The sequence below is a fragment of the Rhodoferax sp. GW821-FHT10B06 genome, from assembly GCF_059415605.1.
The window spans coordinates 18,623-37,486 of sequence record NZ_JBWKNO010000026.1 but is presented as its reverse complement, the minus strand read 5'-3'; the positions used below and the strand labels follow the sequence as shown (position 1 = coordinate 37,486).

16 protein-coding genes are annotated in these 18,864 nt (G+C 63.4%); 8 read left to right on the top strand and 8 right to left on the bottom strand.

The features are described from left to right. The first annotated feature begins 81 nt into the window (after positions 1-81). The 7 genes from AC07O2_RS25100 (at position 82) to manD (ending at position 6,039) form a co-directional block, all read left to right on the top strand. Entirely contained in the window at positions 82-834 is a 753-nt protein-coding gene (locus AC07O2_RS25100) for a FadR/GntR family transcriptional regulator (RefSeq protein ID WP_495234847.1), read from the top strand. A gap of 31 nt (positions 835-865) precedes the next feature. Then, complete coding sequence (locus AC07O2_RS25095; RefSeq protein WP_495234846.1) at positions 866-1,714, top strand: substrate-binding periplasmic protein; 849 nt, start codon at positions 866-868, stop codon at positions 1,712-1,714. An 83-nt stretch (positions 1,715-1,797) separates the two neighbouring features. Further along, the gene (locus AC07O2_RS25090; RefSeq protein ID WP_495234845.1) at positions 1,798-2,646 is read left to right on the top strand and encodes a transporter substrate-binding domain-containing protein; all 849 of its coding nucleotides are present in this window, start codon (positions 1,798-1,800) and stop codon (positions 2,644-2,646) included. 28 nt (positions 2,647-2,674) lie between these two features. After that, the gene (locus AC07O2_RS25085; RefSeq protein WP_116604620.1) at positions 2,675-3,340 is read left to right on the top strand and encodes an amino acid ABC transporter permease; all 666 of its coding nucleotides are present in this window, start codon (positions 2,675-2,677) and stop codon (positions 3,338-3,340) included. Further along, positions 3,337-3,996, top strand: a complete 660-nt coding sequence (locus tag AC07O2_RS25080; RefSeq protein ID WP_116604619.1) for an amino acid ABC transporter permease — start codon at positions 3,337-3,339, stop codon at positions 3,994-3,996. Before AC07O2_RS25085 ends, AC07O2_RS25080 begins: the two co-directional genes overlap by 4 nt. Continuing rightward, entirely contained in the window at positions 3,993-4,781 is a 789-nt protein-coding gene (locus AC07O2_RS25075) for an ATP-binding cassette domain-containing protein (RefSeq protein WP_315232637.1), read from the top strand. The genes AC07O2_RS25080 and AC07O2_RS25075 overlap by 4 nt, the downstream gene beginning before the upstream one ends. Before the next feature lie 46 nt (positions 4,782-4,827). Beyond that, positions 4,828-6,039, top strand: a complete 1,212-nt coding sequence (gene manD / locus AC07O2_RS25070; RefSeq protein ID WP_495106683.1) for a D-mannonate dehydratase ManD — start codon at positions 4,828-4,830, stop codon at positions 6,037-6,039. Positions 6,040-6,093: 54 nt separating this feature from the next. Here manD and AC07O2_RS25065 read toward each other — a convergent pair whose 3' ends face one another. The 3 genes from AC07O2_RS25065 to AC07O2_RS25055 form a co-directional block, all read right to left on the bottom strand. Next, positions 6,094-8,217: a putative bifunctional diguanylate cyclase/phosphodiesterase gene (locus tag AC07O2_RS25065; RefSeq protein WP_495234844.1), complete on the bottom strand. Its 2,124-nt coding sequence runs from the start codon at positions 8,215-8,217 to the stop codon at positions 6,094-6,096. A gap of 11 nt (positions 8,218-8,228) precedes the next feature. Then, positions 8,229-9,788: a methyl-accepting chemotaxis protein gene (locus tag AC07O2_RS25060; RefSeq protein ID WP_495234843.1), complete on the bottom strand. Its 1,560-nt coding sequence runs from the start codon at positions 9,786-9,788 to the stop codon at positions 8,229-8,231. A gap of 281 nt (positions 9,789-10,069) precedes the next feature. Further along, positions 10,070-11,125: a quinone-dependent dihydroorotate dehydrogenase gene (locus AC07O2_RS25055; protein WP_495234842.1), complete on the bottom strand. Its 1,056-nt coding sequence runs from the start codon at positions 11,123-11,125 to the stop codon at positions 10,070-10,072. Between the two features lie 42 nt (positions 11,126-11,167). Between AC07O2_RS25055 and rpiA the strand changes: the two genes are divergently transcribed. Continuing rightward, positions 11,168-11,839, top strand: a complete 672-nt coding sequence (rpiA, locus tag AC07O2_RS25050; RefSeq protein WP_495234841.1) for a ribose-5-phosphate isomerase RpiA — start codon at positions 11,168-11,170, stop codon at positions 11,837-11,839. 3 nt (positions 11,840-11,842) lie between these two features. Here rpiA and AC07O2_RS25045 read toward each other — a convergent pair whose 3' ends face one another. The 5 genes from AC07O2_RS25045 to AC07O2_RS25025 all read right to left on the bottom strand — a co-directional run bounded on the left by AC07O2_RS25045 (position 11,843) and on the right by AC07O2_RS25025 (position 18,696). Next, positions 11,843-12,478 carry a DUF4124 domain-containing protein gene (locus tag AC07O2_RS25045; protein WP_495234840.1) on the bottom strand — a complete coding sequence of 212 codons (636 nt, stop codon included), beginning with the start codon at positions 12,476-12,478 and terminating at the stop codon, positions 11,843-11,845. Between the two features lie 23 nt (positions 12,479-12,501). Continuing rightward, the gene (locus tag AC07O2_RS25040; RefSeq protein WP_495234839.1) at positions 12,502-14,559 is read right to left on the bottom strand and encodes a M3 family metallopeptidase; all 2,058 of its coding nucleotides are present in this window, start codon (positions 14,557-14,559) and stop codon (positions 12,502-12,504) included. A gap of 30 nt (positions 14,560-14,589) precedes the next feature. Continuing rightward, positions 14,590-15,444: a bifunctional methylenetetrahydrofolate dehydrogenase/methenyltetrahydrofolate cyclohydrolase FolD gene (gene folD, locus AC07O2_RS25035; RefSeq protein ID WP_495234838.1), complete on the bottom strand. Its 855-nt coding sequence runs from the start codon at positions 15,442-15,444 to the stop codon at positions 14,590-14,592. A gap of 73 nt (positions 15,445-15,517) precedes the next feature. After that, entirely contained in the window at positions 15,518-16,144 is a 627-nt protein-coding gene (locus AC07O2_RS25030) for a response regulator transcription factor (protein ID WP_495099254.1), read from the bottom strand. Continuing rightward, positions 16,141-18,696 carry a PAS domain S-box protein gene (locus AC07O2_RS25025; RefSeq protein ID WP_495099253.1) on the bottom strand — a complete coding sequence of 852 codons (2,556 nt, stop codon included), beginning with the start codon at positions 18,694-18,696 and terminating at the stop codon, positions 16,141-16,143. Before AC07O2_RS25025 ends, AC07O2_RS25030 begins: the two co-directional genes overlap by 4 nt. Positions 18,697-18,864: the final 168 nt, after the last annotated feature.

Sequence of the window (18,864 nt, the reverse complement as noted above, 5' to 3'; positions counted from 1 at the left end):
CAATTAGCCCATAGTGGTAAACCATTAAACCAAATTTTGGTTTACCAATTAATATTTGGTCCAACCACTTTGGAAAAAACCATGGCACTGCAACTGATCCAACCCAGCGACGATGGCTCGGCGTCCCCGAAGACCGACAAGACCGAAAAACTCGGCTCGGACCGCTCCTACCAGCGGCTGGCAGCGCAAATGCTGCTGCTGATTGCGCAGGGCGAATTCAAGTTGGGCGAGCGCCTGCCTTCGGAGCGCGCGCTGGCCGAGCGCTTTGACGTCAGCCGCACCTCGGTGCGCGAGGCCATGATTGCGCTGGAACTGCAAGGCGTGGTCGAAGTGCGCGGCGGCTCGGGCATTTATGTGACCCAGACCAGCAGCACCAGCGCCGCCCCGGCCTACATGCCCGAGACCGGTCCCGGCCCCTTCGAGCTGCTGCGTGCGCGCTGCCTGATTGAGTCGGAAATCGCCTCGGTAGCGGCAGAAACCCGCAAGGACAGCGACCTGGACCGGATCTTCTCGGCCCTGACCGATATGCACGACAACATGGACGACAAAGAGGCCAACGAAGCGGCGGACCAGCTGTTCCACCTGCGCATCGCCGAGTCCACCGGCAACAGCGTGCTGTTGCAGATGGTGACTGCCATGTGGGCCCAGGCCCGCGGACCGGTCTGGACCAAGATCGAACACCATTTCCACACCCCCGATCTGCGCCTGGCCTCGCATGCGGACCACCAGCGCATCTTCAAGGCCTTGCTGGCGCGCGACCCCATCGCCGCCCGGGCCGCGATGCGCGCCCATCTGGAGCGCGTGATCGGCGAATTTGCCCAGGCTTGGCGCTAGGCCTCTCGCGCACAGAACAACAGGAGACAACATGAGATTCATGCCCTTGCATTCCACGTCCGCCCGCCACTGGCTGGCCGGCCTGTTGCTGGCTGCCGGCAGCACCGCGCTGCTGGCCCAGGCCCCGCCGGCCCCGGGCGCCAGCCCGCGCATCGATGCGATCCAGAAAGCCGGCGAGCTGCGTGTCGGCGTGCTGCAAAACTCGCCCTGGCTGGTAGAGAACACCACCGGCAATGGCGCGGCCTGGAGCGGCCCGGCCTGGCTGCTGGCCACCGAATACGCGCGCTTGCTGAAGGTCAAGCTGCAACCCGTCGCCGTGTCGCATGAAACCAAGGTGCCGGTGCTGGCAGCCAACCAGGTCGACATGACGATCAGCCCGCTGGGCGAAACCCCGGAACGCTTGAAGGTGGTGGACTTCGTTGTCTACTCCAGCACCAGCGTCTGCATGTTCGGCCGCGCCGGCAACGAAAAGCTGGCCAAGGTGAACTCGGTGGACGACCTGAACAGCCCCGACATCACCATCGCCTATTTCACCGGCGGCGCCGAAGAAAACTGGGTCAAGGAGCGCTTCCCCAAGGCCAAGCTGCGCGCCGTGGCCAGCTCGGGCGCCACCGCGCCGGTGGAAGAGATCATGGCCAAGCGGGCCGACGCGGCGCCGATCAACCGAGTGCCCTGGGTCAACTTGAACCAGAAGGTCAAGGGCCTGGTGGTCTACCCCAAGGACAACAACTGCCAGGGCAGCCAGGAAAAAGCCTCGCCCGTGGGCCTGGCGGTAGACAAGAACCAGCAGGTGTATCTGGACTGGCTGCGCCAGGTAGAAAAGACGCTGCAGGCCACCCTGACCGCAGACGAAAAGCGCGTCATCGACAACATCAAGTGAGCTGGGTGCGGCCACGCACCCAGTAAGCCGCGGCGCGGGACCGCGATGGCTTCCCGCATCCACACATCTATCGGAGACACAACATGCAGAACCACACTGTCCGCCTTGGCGCGGCCAAAATCATCGCCGCCGCCGCGGTACTGGCTGCCGCTTCAAGCGCCGCCCTGGCCCAGACCCCACCGGCACCCGGTGCCAGCCCGCGCATCGACGCGATCCGCAAGGCCGGCGTGCTGCGTGTCGGCGTGGTCAACAACCCGCCCTGGCTGGCGCAGAACACCACCGGCGAGGGCGAACCCTGGGCCGGCCCGTCGTGGCTGCTGGGCAAGGAGTTCGCCAAGCTGCTGGGCGTGAAGATCGAGCCCGTGCCGGTGAGCCATGAAACCAAGGTGCCGGCGCTGATCGCCAACCAGATGGACATCATGATCGGCCCGCTGAACCAGAACGCCGAGCGCTCCAAGATCATCGACTTCGTGACCTTCTCCAGCACTGGCGTCTGCATGTTCGGCCGCGCCGACAACCCCAAGTTCACCAACGTGAAGACGCTGGAAGAGTTCAACAAGCCCGAGATCACCATGGCCTATTTCTCGGGTGCTGGCGAAGAGCCCATGGTGCGCGCCCAGTTCCCGAATGCCAAGCTGCGCGGTGTGACCAATTCCGGCTCTGTCGCGCCCATCGAAGAAGTGCTGGCCGGCCGCTCCGATGTGGCGCCGCTGAACCGCATGCTGTGGCCCAACATCAGCAAGAAGGTCAAGGGCCTGGCGGTGTTCCCCAAGGAAAATAATTGCCAGGACAGCAAGATCTTCGAGATCAAGACCGGCATGGGTGTGAACAAGAACGAGCAGGTCTATCTGGACTGGCTGCGTGAGGTCGAAAAGCGCATGGAGCCGGCTTTGGCAGCCGAAGAAGTTCGCATGACGCAAGCGCTGAAGTAAGCGCCGGCGCAACCTGAGGACTGCCCCCATGGACGTCGACTTTTCCCCGCTGATCGACAACTGGCGCTTCTTCGCCAGCGGCTTCGGCGTCACGGTGGCACTCAGCGTCATCAGCGCCATCACCAGCTTGCTGGCGGGCCTGGTGATCGCCTTGCTGCGCCTGTACGGGCCGCGCTGGCTCAGCCGGCTGCTGGTGTTCTATGTGGACACCATGCGCGCCATCCCCATCCTGGTGGTGCTGGTGTGGATCTACTTCGCGTTTCCGATCCTGGCCGGCGTGACCTTTCCGCCGTTCTGGGCGGCGCTGGTGGGGCTGACCTTGCACATTGCCGCTTACGCGTCGGAGATTATCCGTGCGGGCATCGAGTCCATCCGCCCCGGCCAGACCCGGGCCGGACTGGCGCTGGGCATGTCGCGGGCGCAGATCCTGCGCAAGATCATCCTGCCGCAGGCCACGATACGCATGCTGCCGGCCTTTGGCTCGGTGCTGACCATGGCCATCAAGGACACGGCCATCGCCACCGTGATCGCCGTGCCCGAGCTGATGCACCGCGCCGAGACCGTGGCCGGCCAGAGCTACCGGCCGGTGGAGGTGTTCACCGCGGTGATGGTGTTGTACTTCCTGCTGCTGTTCCCGGTGACCCGCGTGGTCGACCGCGCTTACCACAAACTCGCACACCTGGGGCGCTCATGAACTTCGACTGGAACGTCATATGGACACACCGCAGCGCGCTGATGGAAGGCGCTGCGATGACGGTCGGCCTGACGGTCGTGACCATGCTGCTGGCCGTGCCGGGCGGCATTCTGCTGGCGCTGATGCGCCTCTCAAACAACAAGCTGCTGAACCACGTTTCGCTGGCCTTCGTCGAGTTCTTTCGCAACCTGCCGCTGATCCTGGTGATCTACTGGGCCTTCTACGTGATGCCGATGGCGTTTGACGTGCAGTTCTCGGCCCTGACGACGGCGCTGGTGGCCCTGGTGCTGAACATCTCGGCCTACAACGCCGAGACCTTCCGCGCCGGCATCAACTCGATCCGCAAGGGGCAGATGGAAGCCGCGCTGGCCATGGGCATGTCGCGCCGCCAGGCGATGTTCAAGGTGGTGATTCCGCAGGCCGGCCGGCGCATTCTGCCGGTGCTGGCCAGCACCTGGATATCGCTGTTCAAGGACACCTCGCTGGTCTCGGTGATCGCCGTCAGCGAACTCGCCTACACCTCCATGCAGATCCGCGCGCAGACCTTCCGCGTGCTGGAGATGCTGACCGCCATGGCTGCGCTGTACTGGCTGATGGGCTACCCCCAGGCCAAGCTGGTCGATTGGATTCACAAGAAATACGGAGTCAAGGAATGAACACAACGACTGTGCCCAGTGCACTGGCCCGCAAGGGTGCCGACCAGCCGCCCGTGCTGGTGTATGAAAACGTGCGCAAGATGTACGGCGATTTCGTGGCGCTGAACGGCGTTTCGCTGCAGGTCAACAAGGGCGAGGTGATGTGCCTGATCGGCCCCTCGGGCTCGGGCAAGTCCACCTTGCTGCGCTGTACCAATGCGTTGGAGACGCTGAACGGCGGCCGCGTGCTGCTCGACGGCGTGCCGCTGCCGACCAAGGAATCCGAGGTGCGCAAGGTGCGCCAGCGCATGGGCATGGTGTTCCAGAGCTTCGAGCTGTTCCCGCACAAGACGGCGCTGGACAACGTGGCCATGGGCCCGATCACCGTGCTCGGCATGCCCGAGGCCGAGGCCCGCGCCCGCGCCATGAAGCTGCTGGAAAAGGTGGGCCTGGCGTCCAAGGCGCAGAACTACCCGGCCAATCTGTCCGGCGGCCAGCAGCAGCGCGTGGCGATTGCCCGGGCCCTGGCCATGGAGCCAGAAGTCATGCTGTTCGACGAACCCACCTCGGCGCTGGACCCAGAGACCGTGGGCGAGGTGCTGAACGTGATGAAGAAGCTGGCGCAAGAGGGCATGACCATGATCGTCGTCACCCACGAGATGAGCTTCGCCCAGCGCGTGGCCAACTGGGTGGTGGTGTTCGAGAACGGCGCCATCATGGAAGAAGGCCCACCCGCGCAGATCTTCGACAACCCCACCGTGGCGCGCACCCGCGACTTTTTAGGCCACCTTGGCTGGAATGGCTGAGGCCGGTTCCCACCCCGTACCCACTCTTTCACCACCCACACACTTTATGAAAATCACCAACGCCCGCGTGATCGTCTGCAGCCCCGGCCGCAACTTCGTCACCCTGAAGATCGAAACCGACGAAGGCCTGACCGGCATCGGCGACGCCACGCTGAACGGCCGCGAGCTGTCCGTCGTCAGCTACCTGACTGACCACGTCATTCCCTGCCTGATCGGCCGCGATGCGCACCAGATCGAAGACATCTGGCAGTACCTGTACAAGGGCGCGTACTGGCGCCGCGGCCCGGTGACCATGAGCGCGATTGCCGCCGTCGACACCGCGCTGTGGGACATCAAGGCCAAGGCCGCCAACCTGCCGCTGTACCAGCTGCTGGGTGGCCGCAGCCGTTCCGGCGTGATGGTCTACGGCCACGCCAACGGCAAGGATATTGAACACACGGTGGACGAAGTGCTGCGCTACAAGGAGATGGGCTACAAGGCGATCCGCGCGCAAAGCGGCGTGCCCGGCCTGGAAGCGGTCTACGGCGTGGGCAAGGGCAATATGTTCTACGAGCCCGCCGACGGCAACCTGCCCAGCGAGCACGACTGGAGCAGCGAAAAATACCTGCTGCACGCGCCCAAGCTGTTCGATGCGGTGCGCCAGGCCGTGGGCCCGGACATCCATTTGCTGCACGACGTACACCACCGCCTGACGCCCATCGAAGCCGGGCGCCTGGGCAAGTCGCTGGAGCCGTTCCACCTGTTCTGGATGGAAGACGCAACCCCGGCCGAGAACCAGGACGCGTTCCGTCTGATCCGCCAGCACACCACCACGCCGCTGGCGGTGGGCGAGATCTTCAACACCATCTGGGACTGCAAGGACCTGATCCAGAACCAGCTGATCGACTACATCCGTACCACGATCGTGCATGCCGGTGGCCTCACGCATCTGCGCCGCATCGCCGACTTTGCATCGCTGTACCAGGTGCGCACTGGCTGCCACGGCGCCACCGATCTGTCGCCGGTGTGCATGGGCACGGCCCTGCATTTCGACACCTGGGTGCCGAACTTCGGTGTCCAGGAATACATGCGCCACACCGAGCTGACCGACGAGGTGTTCCCGCACAGCTATAGCTTCAAGGACGGCTACATGCACTGCGGCGAGACCATAGGCCATGGCGTGGAAATCAACGAAGAACTGGCCGCCAAGTACCCGTACCAGCGCGCCTACCTGCCGGTCAACCGGCTCCAGCACGACGGCACGCTGGTGAACTGGTAATGCTATTTAAATAGGAGCTGCTGGCGCAGGTGGAATATGCGCTGGCGGCCTGTTTTATATAAATTTCTGCAGCGCGTCTGCGGGCTCGGGTCGGCCAAAGTGGTAGCCCTGGAAGGCATCGCAGCCCAGGCCGGCCAGGAAGTCGCGCTGGGCTGCGGTTTCCACGCCTTCGGCGATCACCGCCAGCCCCAGGCTGTGGCCTAGCGCCACGATGGTGCGGGCGATGACCGCGTCGCTGGGGTCGGTCAGAATGTCGCGCACAAAGCTCTGGTCGATCTTCAGCTGGTCCAGTGGCAGGCGCTTGAGGTGCGACAGCGACGAGTAGCCGGTGCCGAAGTCGTCCAGCGAGAAGCACACGCCCTGGGCTTTGAGTTCGTTCATCTTCAGAATCACGTCTTCCATATCGTTGACCAGCATGCTCTCGGTCAGCTCCAGTTTCAGCAGCTGCGGGTTGGCGCCGGTGTGCTGCAGGGCGGCCGCCACATTGGCCACAAAGTCGGCCTGGGCGAACTGGCTGGCGCTGACGTTGACGGCCATGGTCCAGCCCGCGGTAGCGGGGTGCTGGGCCCAGGCCTGCAACTGCGTGCAGGCGGTTTCCAGCACCCACTGGCCCAGGGGCAGAATCAGCCCACTTTCTTCGGCCAGCCCAATGAATTGCCCGGGAGGCACCGGGCCTCGCTGCGGGCTGTGCCAGCGTACCAGGGCCTCGGCACCGACCGGCACGCCCTGTCCATTCACCTGTACCTGGTAGTGCAATAGGAATTCGTTTTGTGCCAGGCCCTGGCGCAGGTCTTTTTCCAGTTCGGCATGGGCCAGTACGGCGGCTTGCATGGCGGGGTCGAAAAAGCAGGCCGTGTTGCGGCCGGCCGATTTGGCCTGGTACATGGCCACGTCGGCCTTCTTGAGTAATTCGTCCTGGCTGGTGTGGTCTTGCGCAAACACCACGATGCCGATGCTGGGCGTGCTTTCGTGGATCTGTTCGCGCAAGGTATAGGGTTGGCTCAGTGCGTACAGTATCTTGCTAGCAATGGCTTCGGTCTGGGTGGCGGCCTCATGGGCGTGGCTGCTCAAGGCCTCCAGCAACACCACGAATTCGTCACCACCCAGGCGGGCCACGCAGTCGACTTCGCGCATGCAGTCGTTTAGCCGCAGCGCGACTTGCTGCAACAGCAGGTCGCCTACGTCGTGGCCGCGTGTGTCGTTGAGCTGCTTGAAATGGTCCAGGTCCAGGAACATCACTGCGCCGTGCTGGCGGCTACGGTTGGCACTGGCGATGGCTTGTTTGAGGCGGTCCATCAGCATGCGCCGGTTGGGCAGGCCTGTCAGCGGGTCGTAGAAGGCCAGGCGGCGGATTTCCTCATCTTGCCGGTGGCGCTGGGTGGTGTCGCGCACCATGCCGATGAAGGTGGGCTGGCCTGCACGGTCCACCTGCGACACCGATAGGCTCATGGGAAATATCTGGCCGTTTTTGCGCAGGCCTTCGACCTCTCTTGGCGCACCGATGATGCGGGCTTCACCGGTGTGCTGGAAATGCCGCAGATAGCCGTCGTGGTGTTGGCGGTGCGGTGCTGGCATCAGCATCGCTACATTGCGGCCCAGCACTTCGTCCACGCTGTAGCCAAAAATTTTGCTGGCGGCCTTGTTGAAGGACTCCATCAAGCCTTGCGCATTGATGGTGATGACGCCATCCACCATATTGTCCAAAATCGCCTGACTGTGCTGGGCAGTGGCCTGCAGCGCTTCCTGGCCGGCCAGCAGCAGCTGCTTGCGCCGTGTAGTGTTCTGGTGCGACACCACAAAGTGCCCAGGGTGGTCGCGCATGGCCGATATGCGGACCATGAACCAGCGCTTTTCCTGTGCGGTGTGGCAGGGGTATTCGCAGTCGAAGGCTTCTTCGTCGCCATCCAGCACGGCCTGGATTTTGGGTAGCACCGGGCCGGAAGGCGGCTTGTTGTGACCGACGTAGAGGTGGCACATGTCCAGGTAGTTGCTACCTGGCCAGGGATGGTCGGGCGGCAGGCCATGGTGGCCGAAATCGCGCCAGGCGCGGTTCACGTAATGGATCTGGCCGGTCTTGTCGATGATGGCGATTTGGCTGTACAGCGAGTCGAGTACCGAAGCAGGCAGGCTGCCGGCCAGGGGCATACAGCCCCAGTCAGCCTGGGGGGCAAGGTACATCAGCACATGTCTCAGGGCAGATGGAAGATTTGCACTGCACGCGCCAGGTTCATGCTGCTGTCGCTCAGGCCTTCGGCCGAGGCGGCCGACTGCTCCACCAGCGCAGCGTTTTGCTGGGTGACGCTGTCCAGCTGGGTCACCGCTTCGTTGACCTGCGAGATACCCAGGGACTGCTCTTGCGTGGCGTTGGTGATCTGGCGTATCAAGGCGCCGACTTCCTTCACCGAGGCCACCACTTCGTCGATGGTGCGACCAGCGTCGCTCATCTGGTTGCTGCCGGCGGCAACCTGTTCGGCCGACTGCGCGATCAGTGCGCGGATCTCGCGGGCTGCTGTGGCACTGCGCTGGGCCAGGGCCCGCACTTCGCTGGCGACGACGGCGAAGCCTCGGCCTTGTTCGCCGGCGCGGGCGGCCTCCACGGCGGCATTCAGGGCCAGGATGTTGGTCTGGAAGGCAATGCTTTCGATCACGCCAATGATTTCCTGCACCTTTTTTGACGAGGCGTTGATGTTCTCCATCGCCACGCCCACCTGGTGTACAGCCTGACCGCCACGGGTTGCGACGCTGCTGCTCTTTTCACCTTGCTGGGCGACTTGTCGGGCTGTGTCGGCGGTCTGCTGCACGGTGCTGGACAGCTGCTCCATGCTGGCGGCGGTTTCTTCAAGGCTGCTGGCTTGGGACTCGGTGCGGGACGACAGGTCCTGGCTGCTGGCGGCGATTTCGGCCGCCGTTTGGCTGAAGCCGTTGATCTCTGATTTCACGTCGCCAATCACGGCGCGCAGGTTGATCTGGATCTGCCGCAGGCTGCGGCTCAGGCTACCCAGCGGGCCGCCGCGGTCCTGCGGGACGGTGGTGCCGAGATTGCAACCCGAGATATCGCTGGCAAATTGCTCGGCATCGGCAATCACATCGGACACATGGCGCTTGAACCACAGCACCATCACGCTGGCGCCGGCGATTTGCAGGGCGACTTGCAGCAGCCGTCCGCCCATGCCTTCCATGCCCAGCAGCACCGGCGTCAGGCCCACGGCAACCATGCCCGCCAACACCAGCACGTAACGCTGGGTGAAAGAGATACGCTCCAGTCGGCCCAACAGGCCACGCCAGCCTAGCAGGCGCACGGAGCCGGCGTGCAGTTCAAAGCTCGGCTTGCCGGATTCGCGTTCGGCACGGATGCGTGCGTACAACTGCTCGGCGCCCTGGATCTTTTGTCGGCTAGGCTTGGTGCGCACCGACATGTAGCCGCGTGGCTTGCCGTTGTGCATGATGGGGGTGACATTGGCTTCGACCCAGTAGAAGGAGCCGTCCTTGCGCCGGTTCTTCACCATGCCGCTCCAGGCCCGTCCGCGGCCTATGGTTTGCCACATGTCCTTGTATGCCTCCGGGGGCATGTCAGGGTGGCGGATCATATTGTGTGGCTGGCCTATCAGTTCTTCGTAGAGATAGCCGCTGACCTGCTCAAAAGCGTCGTTGCAGTGGGTGATGAGGCCCTTGGTGTCGGTCGTTGACACAAGCATGCTCTTGGCTGGGAAGTCGTATTCCTGGGCCGTGACTGGTAGGTTAAGTCGCATGGTGGCTTGTTCCTAGATGTTGCACGTGGTTGGCATTAGACAATAGCTTGGCGCTCAGCAGATGCTCTCGCGGACAGGATTTTCCGGCTGTCTGATCTAGGTCAAACAGGCCGGGTTTGTTTGCTTCGTTTGCTCACAGAATGTAAGGTTTTAGGCACGTTTTCTAGGGATGCAGATTGCGTTAGCCGTGGCAAGAGCTTTCGTTATCGCGGCGCTGGCGGGCTTATTGGCCTGCTATTTAATTGGGAGCTATCAGTGCAGATAATTCCTGCGCTAGAGCCTTATTTCTTCATGCTTTTAATTGCCTGTGCTGCCTGCTGCACTAGCGCCGGGCCTTGGTAGATCAGGCCGGTGTAGATCTGTACCACGTCGGCACCGGCGTCGATCTTGCTCACAGCGTCGGCTGCGCTCAGGATGCCGCCCACGCCCACAATCGGGAAGCCCTTGCCCAGGGCAGCGCGCAGCTGGCGAATCACGCGGTTGCTGGCCTGCAGCACCGGTGCGCCACTCAGGCCGCCGGTTTCTTCTGCATGCGCCATGCCTTTCACGGCATCGCGGCTGAGGGTGGTGTTGGTGGCGATCACGCCGTCCATGGCGTGGCGCTGCAGCGTGGCGGCGATCACGGCCACTTGGCCCTCGTCCAGGTCGGGGGCGATCTTCACGAAGACGGGCACGCGCTTGTCGTGCTGCTGCGCCAGTTGGGCGCGCCGTTCGGCCACGGCGCCGAGCAAGCCGTCCAGCGCCTCGTCGCTCTGCAGGGCGCGCAGGTTCTTGGTGTTGGGGCTGGAGATGTTCACCGTCACGTAGTCGGCATGCGGGTAGACACCGTCCAGTGCCAGCAGGTAGTCGTCGGTGGCGCGTTCGATCGGTGTCGCTGCGTTCTTGCCGATGTTCAGGCCCAGTAGCATGGGCGTGCCCCCGGCCTTGCTGCGGAAGCGGGCGCGCTGCACATTGGCCACAAAGGCCTCCAGCCCGCCGTTGTTGAAGCCCAGGCGGTTGATCAGCGCATTCGCCTGGGGCAAGCGGAACATGCGCGGCTGCGGGTTGCCGGGCTGGGCCAGCGGCGTGACCGTGCCCACTTCCACAAAGCCGAAGCCCATGGCGCCCAGGCCGTCGATGCAGCGGGCATTCTTGTCCAGGCCAGCCGCCAGGCCCACGCGGTTGGGGAACTGCAGCCCGGCCAGCTGCACCGGGTCGCTGACAGTGGACTGGCGGTACAGGCATTCCAGCGGCGTGCCTTGGGTACGGGCAATGGCGTTCAGCGTGAGATCGTGGGCGGCTTCGGGGTCCAGGCCAAACAGAAACGGGCGGGCCAGGGCGTAGGGGATGAGGGGCATTGGATAATTAGGGTTTTTCTACTTAACCACGGATTTTCCCAGATGACACAAGATGAACTGAAAACCCTGGTCGGCCAGGCCGCGTTGCGCTATGTGGTGCCAGGCGAAATTGTGGGCGTGGGCACCGGCTCCACCGTCAACAAGTTCATTGACGCGCTGGCCACCATCAAGGACCAGGTCAAAGGCGCGGTGTCCAGTTCCGAGGCCAGCACCGCCAAATTGAAAGCGCTGGGCATCCCCGTGTTCGACGCCAACGACGTGGGCGATCTGGCGGTGTACATCGACGGTGCGGACGAGATCGACGGCCAGGGCCATATGGTCAAGGGGGGCGGTGCGGCGCTGACGCGCGAGAAGATCGTGGCCGCCCAGTCGCGCCAGTTCGTCTGCATTGCCGACGAGAGCAAGCTGGTCCAGACCCTGGGCCAGTTCCCGCTGCCGGTGGAAGTTATTCCCATGTCCTCGAACCGACTGGTGCGCCAGTTTGCCGCCATGGGGGGGCTGGCCAAGCTGCGCCTGAAGGACGGCCAACCGCTGGTGACCGACAACGGCCAGTACATCCTGGACGTGACGGGTCTGCAGATCAGCGACCCGGTGGCTTTCGAAAACCAGGTCAGCCAGTGGCCAGGTGTGGTGACAGTGGGCGTATTTGCCTTGCAAAAAGCCCATGTGTGCCTGCTGGGCACGGCGCAGGGCGTGAAAACCCTGGAGTTTTAAGCTCTAAAACTGGATGCCGCGCGGGTTGCGGCTGGTGTCCACCGGCTCGGCAGAAGGCTCCGCAGGAGCCGGAGCAGGTGCTACCGGCGCTGCTGCTGGAGGCGCCTTGCTGGCCACCAGAGGCTGGGCAGGCGCGCGCTTGTAGCTGGCTGGCAGCACCGATGATTTGGGGTAGGCTGCAGCATCCAGGTACTGCGTCCATTCCACATCCGAGAAACCCTTGAGCTGCTGGCCGCCAATCGTGCCGAACGGCAGGCTGGTTTCACCGCTGATGCGTTTCAGTGCGTCGGCATCGGCATCGGTGTTCACGCTGCGCTCGGTAAATGGGATACCGCGTTGCACCAGCAGATTGCGCGCACTTTCGCAGGGACTGCAGCCGGTACCGGTGTACAGCGTGACCGGATAACGCTTTACGATCTCTTGCAACTCAAACGGCAACGACGCGGCATTTACTGCGCTGCTGCCGTTTTTGTTGGTAGTGGTGACCTTGGCCGGGCTGCTGGGCGCCGGTGGTTGGTCAGAGAAAGTGACCTTGCCATCGGGGCCGACGATGCGGTAGACCGTCTGGGCATAGACGCTGCCAGCGGCCAGCGCCAATGCGGCGCAGGCCAGTGCGGTGTGGATGGGGGTAATGCGCATCGTAAAAATCCTCCAGGCCACTATTAAGCCATGCCTTGGTGGCGCAGCAGTGCATCCAGCGTGGGCGCGCGGCCACGGAAGGCCTTGAACGACTCCATGGCCGGGCGGCTGCCGCCGGCTTCCAGGATGGACTGGCGGTAGCGGCGGCCAGTTTCGATGTTGGCCGCGCCGTCCGCGCCGGCGGTTTCTTCGAACGCGGCGTAGGCGTCGGCGCTGAGCACCTCGGCCCATTTGTAGCTGTAGTAACCCGCCGCATAGCCGCCGGCGAAGATGTGGCTGAAGGTGTGCGCGGTACGGCTGAAGGCCGGGGCTTGCAGCACGGCGACCTCGTCGCGCACCTTGCGCAGCAGGGGCATGAAGTCCTGGGCCGGGTCGTGCTCGGTGTGCAGCAGCATGTCAAACAGCGAGAACTCGATCTGGCGCAGGGTTTGCAGGCCGCTTTGGAAGTTCTTGGCGGCGGTCATTTTGTCGAACAGCACGCGCGGCAGTGGCTCGCCCGTCTGCACGTGGGCCGTCATGTGCTTGAGCACATCCCACTCCCAGCAGAAGTTTTCCATGAACTGGCTGGGCAGCTCCACCGCGTCCCATTCCACGCCGCTGATGCCGGACACATCGCGCTCGTTGACCTGGGTCAGCATGTGGTGCAGGCCGTGGCCGAATTCGTGGAACAGGGTGGTCACGTCGTCGTGCGTCAGCAATGGCGGCTGACCGTCCACGCCGTCGGCAAAGTTGCACACCAGATGCGCCACGGGGGTCTGCAGCGTGTGGGTGTCGGGGCGCAGCCAGCGGGCGCGCACGTCGTCCATCCAGGCACCGCCACGTTTACCGGTGCGGGCCGATGGGTCCAGGTAGAACTGGCCCACCAATTGGCGGGGGGCATCTGCCGATGTACCACCCAGGCTGCGCTCGATGCGGTAGAACTCCACCGAGGGGTGCCACACGGGGGCGCTGTCGCGGCGGATAGAGACTTCGAACAGGGTTTCGATGATCTTGAACAGGCCGGCCAGCACCTTGGGCGCGGTGAAGTACTGCTTGACCTCTTGCTCGCTGAAGGCATAGCGGGCTTCCTTGAGCTTTTCTCCCACATAGGGCCAGTCCCAGGGCTGTGGATCGGCCAGGTCCAGGTGTTCGGCGGCAAAGCTGCGCAGGTCGGCTACGTCCTTTTCGGCAAACGGGCGGGCGCGCACACCCAGGTCGCGCAGGAAGTGGATTACTTCGGCGGGCGATTCAGCCATCTTGGGCACGACCGAGACTTCGCCGAAATTCTGGTAGCCCAGCAGGCGGGCTTCTTCCTGGCGCAGCGCCAGGGTTTCGCGGATCAGGGCGGTGTTGTCGAACTGCACGGCCTCGCCTTCGGCCTGGTCGGACGCACGGGTCACGTAGGCGCGGTACAGGCGCTCGCGCAGCGGGCTGCTGGTGGCGAACTGCATCACCGGCAGGTAGCAGGGCATCTTCAGTGTGAGCTTGTAGCCTTCCTTGCCTTCGGCTTGGGCGGCGCTGCGGGCGGTGTGCTGCACATCGGCGGGCACGCCGTCCAGTTCGTCGGCCTGTGCGTAGTAGGCATAGGCGTCGGTCGCGTCCAGTGCGTTTTCGCTAAACTTCTGGCTGATTTCAGCCTGGCGTTCCTGGATGCGGGCAAAGCGCTCCTTGGCTGCTCCTTCCAGTTCGGCTCCGCTGAGCACGAAGTTGCGCATGGCGTTGCGGTGGGCTTGCAGCTGTTCGACGTTCAGGCTGGCCGTGTCCACGGCCTTGTACTTGGCGTACAGGCGCTCATCCGCGCCCAGGCGGGTCCAGAACTCGGTGACGCGGGGCAGGGCTTCGTTATAGGCGGCGCGCAGGGCCGGGGTGTCGGCCACGCTGTTCAAGTGGCTGACGGCGCCCCAGGCGCGGCCCAGTTGCTCGGTGCTCACATCCAGCGCTTTGGCGATCTCGGTCCACTGGGCCGGAAAATCAGGCTGCGTCACCGTGTCCAGTGCCGCATTCGCGTGGGCCAGCAACTGGTCCAGTGCGGGTGCCACGTGTTCGGGCTGGATCTGGTCAAACAGGGGCAGGTCAGAGAAGTCGAGCAGTGGATTGGTCATGGTTTGGATGTGGCGTTAAGCGCGATAGATTCAAGAGGCGGCGGAACGTTCCGCAGCTTCCAATGTATTGACCAGCAACATGGTGATGGTCATGGGGCCAACGCCTCCGGGTACCGGGGTGATATGGCTTGCGACCTGGCGCACATTTTCAAAGTCCACGTCGCCGCACAGTTTGCCGTTGTCGTCGCGGTTCATGCCGACGTCGAGCACCACGGCGCCGGGCTTGACCATATCGGCGGTCAGCACATTGCGCTTGCCCACAGCGGCGACGATGACGTCGGCTTGCAGGGTCATGGCTTTCAGGTCGTCTGTCGCGCTGTGGCAGATCGTGACGGTGGCGTTCTTTTGCAGCAGCATCAGGGCCATGGGCTTGCCGACGATATTGCTGCGGCCAATTACCACGGCGTGCTTGCCGCGCAGATCGTAGTTAATGCTTTCCAGCATCTTCATGCAACCATAGGGCGTGCAGGGCCAGAAGCCGGGCGTGCCGGTCATCAGCGCACCGGCGCTGGCGACGTGGAAGCCGTCCACGTCTTTGGCAGGTGAGATGGCTTCAATGACTTTTTGTGCGTCGATGTGCGCTGGCAAGGGCAGCTGCACCAGGATGCCGTGGATGCTGGGGTCGTTGTTCAGCGCGTCCACACGGGCCAGCAGATCGGCTTCGGACATACCGGCTTCGTACTTTTCCAGTACCGAGTGCAGGCCGGCATCGGCACAGGCCTTGACCTTGTTACGCACATACACCTGGCTGGCAGGGTTGTCGCCCACCAGAACGACGGCCAGGCCGGGCGTGGTGCCGCGGGCTTTCAGGGCTTGGGCGCGCGCAGCGACATCCTGGCGCAGTTGTTGGGACAGGGCGTTGCCATCGATCAGTTCAGCGGTCATTATTCAAAAAATCAAGTAAAAACGCCCGCTGGCGCAGGTCAGACGGGCGTGGGGTGCTATTTAATGTGTAGCGTCAGGTTTTCGGAGCAGCTTGTCCCAGGGCAATTTTCAGCAGGTCGGCCACGGTGTTGGCGTTGAGCTTTTCCATGATGTTGGCGCGGTGGGCCTCCACCGTCTTGATGCTGATACCCAGGTCGTCGGCGATCTGCTTGTTCAGCCGGCCGGCGACGATGCGCTCCAGCACCTGGGATTCGCGGGTGGTGAGCTTGGACAGCAGGGCGCCACGGCTGGCTGCTTGCTGGTAGTCTGTGAAGGTCTCTTTGGCGTGCTCCAGCATGCGCTCCACCAGGCCGACCAATTCGTCTTCCTTGAAGGGCTTCTGGATGAAGTCCATGGCGCCTTTTTTCATGGTGTCCACCGCCATGGGCACATCGCCGTGGCCGGTGATGAAGACGATGGGCAGGGGGGACTTGCGTTCGATCAGGCGGTCTTGCAGCTCCAGCCCGGTCATGCCGCCCATGCGGATGTCAACGATCAGGCAGGCGACTTCGCGGGCGTCAAAGCGGCTTAAAAAGGACTCTGCGGAATCAAAGCAGCGGACCCGGTAGTCCTTGCCTTCCAGCAGCCATTGCAGCGAATCACGGACGGCTTCATCGTCGTCCACGACGTACACAGTACCTTTTTTGGGGATCAAACTCATGCAGTCACTCCGGGGGTTGGGGCGGGATTTGTAGGTCCACTCTGGGTAACAGAAAGTTGCGCCAGCGGGATCCAGAATGAAAAACGGCACCCTGTGCCTTCGTTTCCATTGTAGAGGTTCTCGGCTTGCATCCTGCCCAGGTGGGACTCGATGATGCTGCGGCACAGGTTCAGGCCGATGCCCATGCCTTCGGCTTTGGTGGAGAAGAAGGCTTCGAACAGGCGTTCCTTGACCTCGGGGGCCAGGCCTTTGCCGGTGTCGGTGACCGAGAACTCTATGCCGGCCTTGTCGTTTTCCATCTTCGGCACTACGCGCAGCTCAATGTTGCGTTGGGCGGTCGGGCGTTGCGCCAGATCGATGGCCTCGGCCGCATTGCGCAGCAGATTCACCAGCACCTGTTCGATCAGGATCGGGTCCACCAGCAGCCGGGGCAGGCGTGCCGCTACGTAATGGCTGAGGCGCACATTGCGCCGGCGCAGCTCGATGCCCGCCAGTTCCACCGCCTCGGACACCATGTGTGCCACGTCCGACTGGGTGCGGTTGGGTTCGCTGCGTTTCACGAAGGACTGGATGCGGTGGATGATCTGGCCGGCGCGCTGGGCCTGGCGCGCGGTCTTGTCCAGGGCGGCCAGCAGGTCGTCTTGCGCAATGCCTGGCCCTTTGATGCGCGAGACCATGCCGTTGCAGTAGTTGCTAATGGCGGCCAGTGGCTGGTTCAGCTCATGCGCCACGCTGGAGGCCATCTCGCCCATGGTGATCAGGCGGCTGGAGGATTGCGCGCGCTCGGCCTGGGCGGCCGACTGCTCCTCGGCGCGGCGGCGTGGCGTGATGTCGGTGGCAATCACCATCTGTACCAGGCGGCCGTCCACCCAGCTGAGGTAGCGCGAGCGCACTTCCAGCCATTTGCCCAGGTCGGCCACGAAGATTTCTGCGCTCTCGGATTGGGTGTCGGTCAGGCTGTCGGTGGGCAGGCCGGCGAACGCATCCACGTCGTCTTCGTTCTCGTCCTGTGTGGGGGCGGCGGGTACGCCGGCCTGCGCGGCCAGCTTTTCGTGCCCCACGGTCTGCACGCCAAACCACAGCCGGTACAGCTTGTTGGCAAACAGCAGCTCGTTGCTGTTGATCGGGGCCACCGAGACCGAAGCGTCCAGCGCCTCCAGCACCTTGGTGAAGCGTTCGTACGAGGCCGACAGCTGTTCGCGGATGCGGTTGGGCTCGGTGATGTCGGTCATGGAGGTCATCCAGCCGGTTTGCTTGCCCACCGCGTCGATCAGCGGCGCCACATACATGCGGCCATCGAACACCGTGCCGTCCTTGCGTTTCACCCGTACCTGGAAGCCGCCGGGCGGCGTGCGGCCGTTCAGCTCATCCTCCAGCCGTGCGGCCAGGTATTCGCGGTCTTCCTCGGGCCAGTGCGCAAAGGGTGCGGTATGTCCCACCAGGGCGGATTCGCTCCATCCGGTCATGCGGCAAAACGCCAGGTTCACATAAGTAATGCGCCCCTGCATGTCCAGCGCGCGCATGCCGGTCAGCATGGAGTTCTCCATGGCGCGGCGGAAGTTGGTTTCCGACAGCAAAGCCTGCTGGGCCTGCAGTCGGCGACGGGTGTGCTTCCAGTTACCGATCAACATCCAGGCGGTCAGCACGCTTAGGGCGCCGACCAGCCAGAACAGGCCGCTGCCGATTACACCCTGCGAGGTGCGGTAGGCCTGGGCGCGCAGGATCAGGCCGTTGCCCACCGGAGAGACCGGTATTTCATACGGCTCTGCCTGGCTGGACCAAGGCAGCAGCCGGTGGCTGACCGAGCGTATCGGCAACGCATTGCCCGCCAGCACCTGGTTGTTGCCGTTCAGCAGGGCGACCGCGTACTTGGCCAGCACCTCGGCGGGTACGCCGTAGCGCAGCAGGCTGTCGTTGGAATATTCGGCCAGCAGCACGCCGGCAAAGCGGCCCCGGTCGGCCAGCGGAATATGCAGCTGCAGCAGGGGAATGGCATCGGCAGCGCCAGCCGGCTGCGCATACACCGGCTGCTGCAGATCGCGCGCCAGGCTGAAGGTGCTTTCGGTGTCGCCGCCCGGGCGCAGGAAGGTGTCCACCGCGCGGGTTTGCGAGGAGGGCAGGCTGGGCGAGGCGTAACTGGCTTTGACGCGGCGGCGCTCATCGATCCAGCTGACCGCCTGCAGGTCCGGGTGCTGGGCCACCAATGATTCCGCGCGGCTGATGAATTCCTCCACGTCCACCTCTTCATTGGAGATGTCGCGGCCGATGCGCATCAGCTGTTCCTGGCGCTCCAGCAGGCGCAGGCGGATTTGCTGCTGGGTGTATTCCACATCGCGTTTCACGGCCTCCTGCTCGCGGTCGATTTCCTCCAGTCGCAAATACATAAAGGACGAGCCGATGGCGGCGAAGAACAGCAGCACCGCAATCAGCGGCGCCATCATGGCGAAGCGGTCTTGGCGGTGGGGCGATTGGCGGCTCCACCAGCGCCGCCACCATTTATGGGGCGCGATAGGCGAGGGTAAAAAAGAAGAGGAAGGGGGGCGCAAAGGCATGGTCGAAGTGTAGGGGACGCGTGGCCTACACCGGTTAGCAAGACAAAGACCATGGGGGCTTGTACTGAATTTAAAGCGCTTTTAAATCACATTATGAAATCAATATTCACATATTGAAAATGAAAAACTTTTGTGCAAAAATAGACAGGTCGCTCAAAAAAATGCGTC

Excerpts from the sequence above, each read along its gene's own strand:
- AC07O2_RS25100 (WP_495234847.1), top strand. The coding sequence starts at position 82 with ATGGCACTGCAACTGATCCAACCCAGCGACGATGGCTCGGCGTCCCCG.
- AC07O2_RS25095 (WP_495234846.1), top strand. The coding sequence starts at position 866 with ATGAGATTCATGCCCTTGCATTCCACGTCCGCCCGCCACTGGCTGGCC.
- AC07O2_RS25090 (WP_495234845.1), top strand. The coding sequence starts at position 1,798 with ATGCAGAACCACACTGTCCGCCTTGGCGCGGCCAAAATCATCGCCGCC.
- AC07O2_RS25085 (WP_116604620.1), top strand. The coding sequence starts at position 2,675 with ATGGACGTCGACTTTTCCCCGCTGATCGACAACTGGCGCTTCTTCGCC.
- AC07O2_RS25080 (WP_116604619.1), top strand. The coding sequence starts at position 3,337 with ATGAACTTCGACTGGAACGTCATATGGACACACCGCAGCGCGCTGATG.
- AC07O2_RS25075 (WP_315232637.1), top strand. The coding sequence starts at position 3,993 with ATGAACACAACGACTGTGCCCAGTGCACTGGCCCGCAAGGGTGCCGAC.
- manD (WP_495106683.1), top strand. The coding sequence starts at position 4,828 with ATGAAAATCACCAACGCCCGCGTGATCGTCTGCAGCCCCGGCCGCAAC.
- AC07O2_RS25065 (WP_495234844.1), bottom strand. The coding sequence starts at position 8,217 with ATGTACCTTGCCCCCCAGGCTGACTGGGGCTGTATGCCCCTGGCCGGC.
- AC07O2_RS25060 (WP_495234843.1), bottom strand. The coding sequence starts at position 9,788 with ATGCGACTTAACCTACCAGTCACGGCCCAGGAATACGACTTCCCAGCC.
- AC07O2_RS25055 (WP_495234842.1), bottom strand. The coding sequence starts at position 11,125 with ATGCCCCTCATCCCCTACGCCCTGGCCCGCCCGTTTCTGTTTGGCCTG.
- rpiA (WP_495234841.1), top strand. The coding sequence starts at position 11,168 with ATGACACAAGATGAACTGAAAACCCTGGTCGGCCAGGCCGCGTTGCGC.
- AC07O2_RS25045 (WP_495234840.1), bottom strand. The coding sequence starts at position 12,478 with ATGCGCATTACCCCCATCCACACCGCACTGGCCTGCGCCGCATTGGCG.
- AC07O2_RS25040 (WP_495234839.1), bottom strand. The coding sequence starts at position 14,559 with ATGACCAATCCACTGCTCGACTTCTCTGACCTGCCCCTGTTTGACCAG.
- folD (WP_495234838.1), bottom strand. The coding sequence starts at position 15,444 with ATGACCGCTGAACTGATCGATGGCAACGCCCTGTCCCAACAACTGCGC.
- AC07O2_RS25030 (WP_495099254.1), bottom strand. The coding sequence starts at position 16,144 with ATGAGTTTGATCCCCAAAAAAGGTACTGTGTACGTCGTGGACGACGAT.
- AC07O2_RS25025 (WP_495099253.1), bottom strand. The coding sequence starts at position 18,696 with ATGCCTTTGCGCCCCCCTTCCTCTTCTTTTTTACCCTCGCCTATCGCG.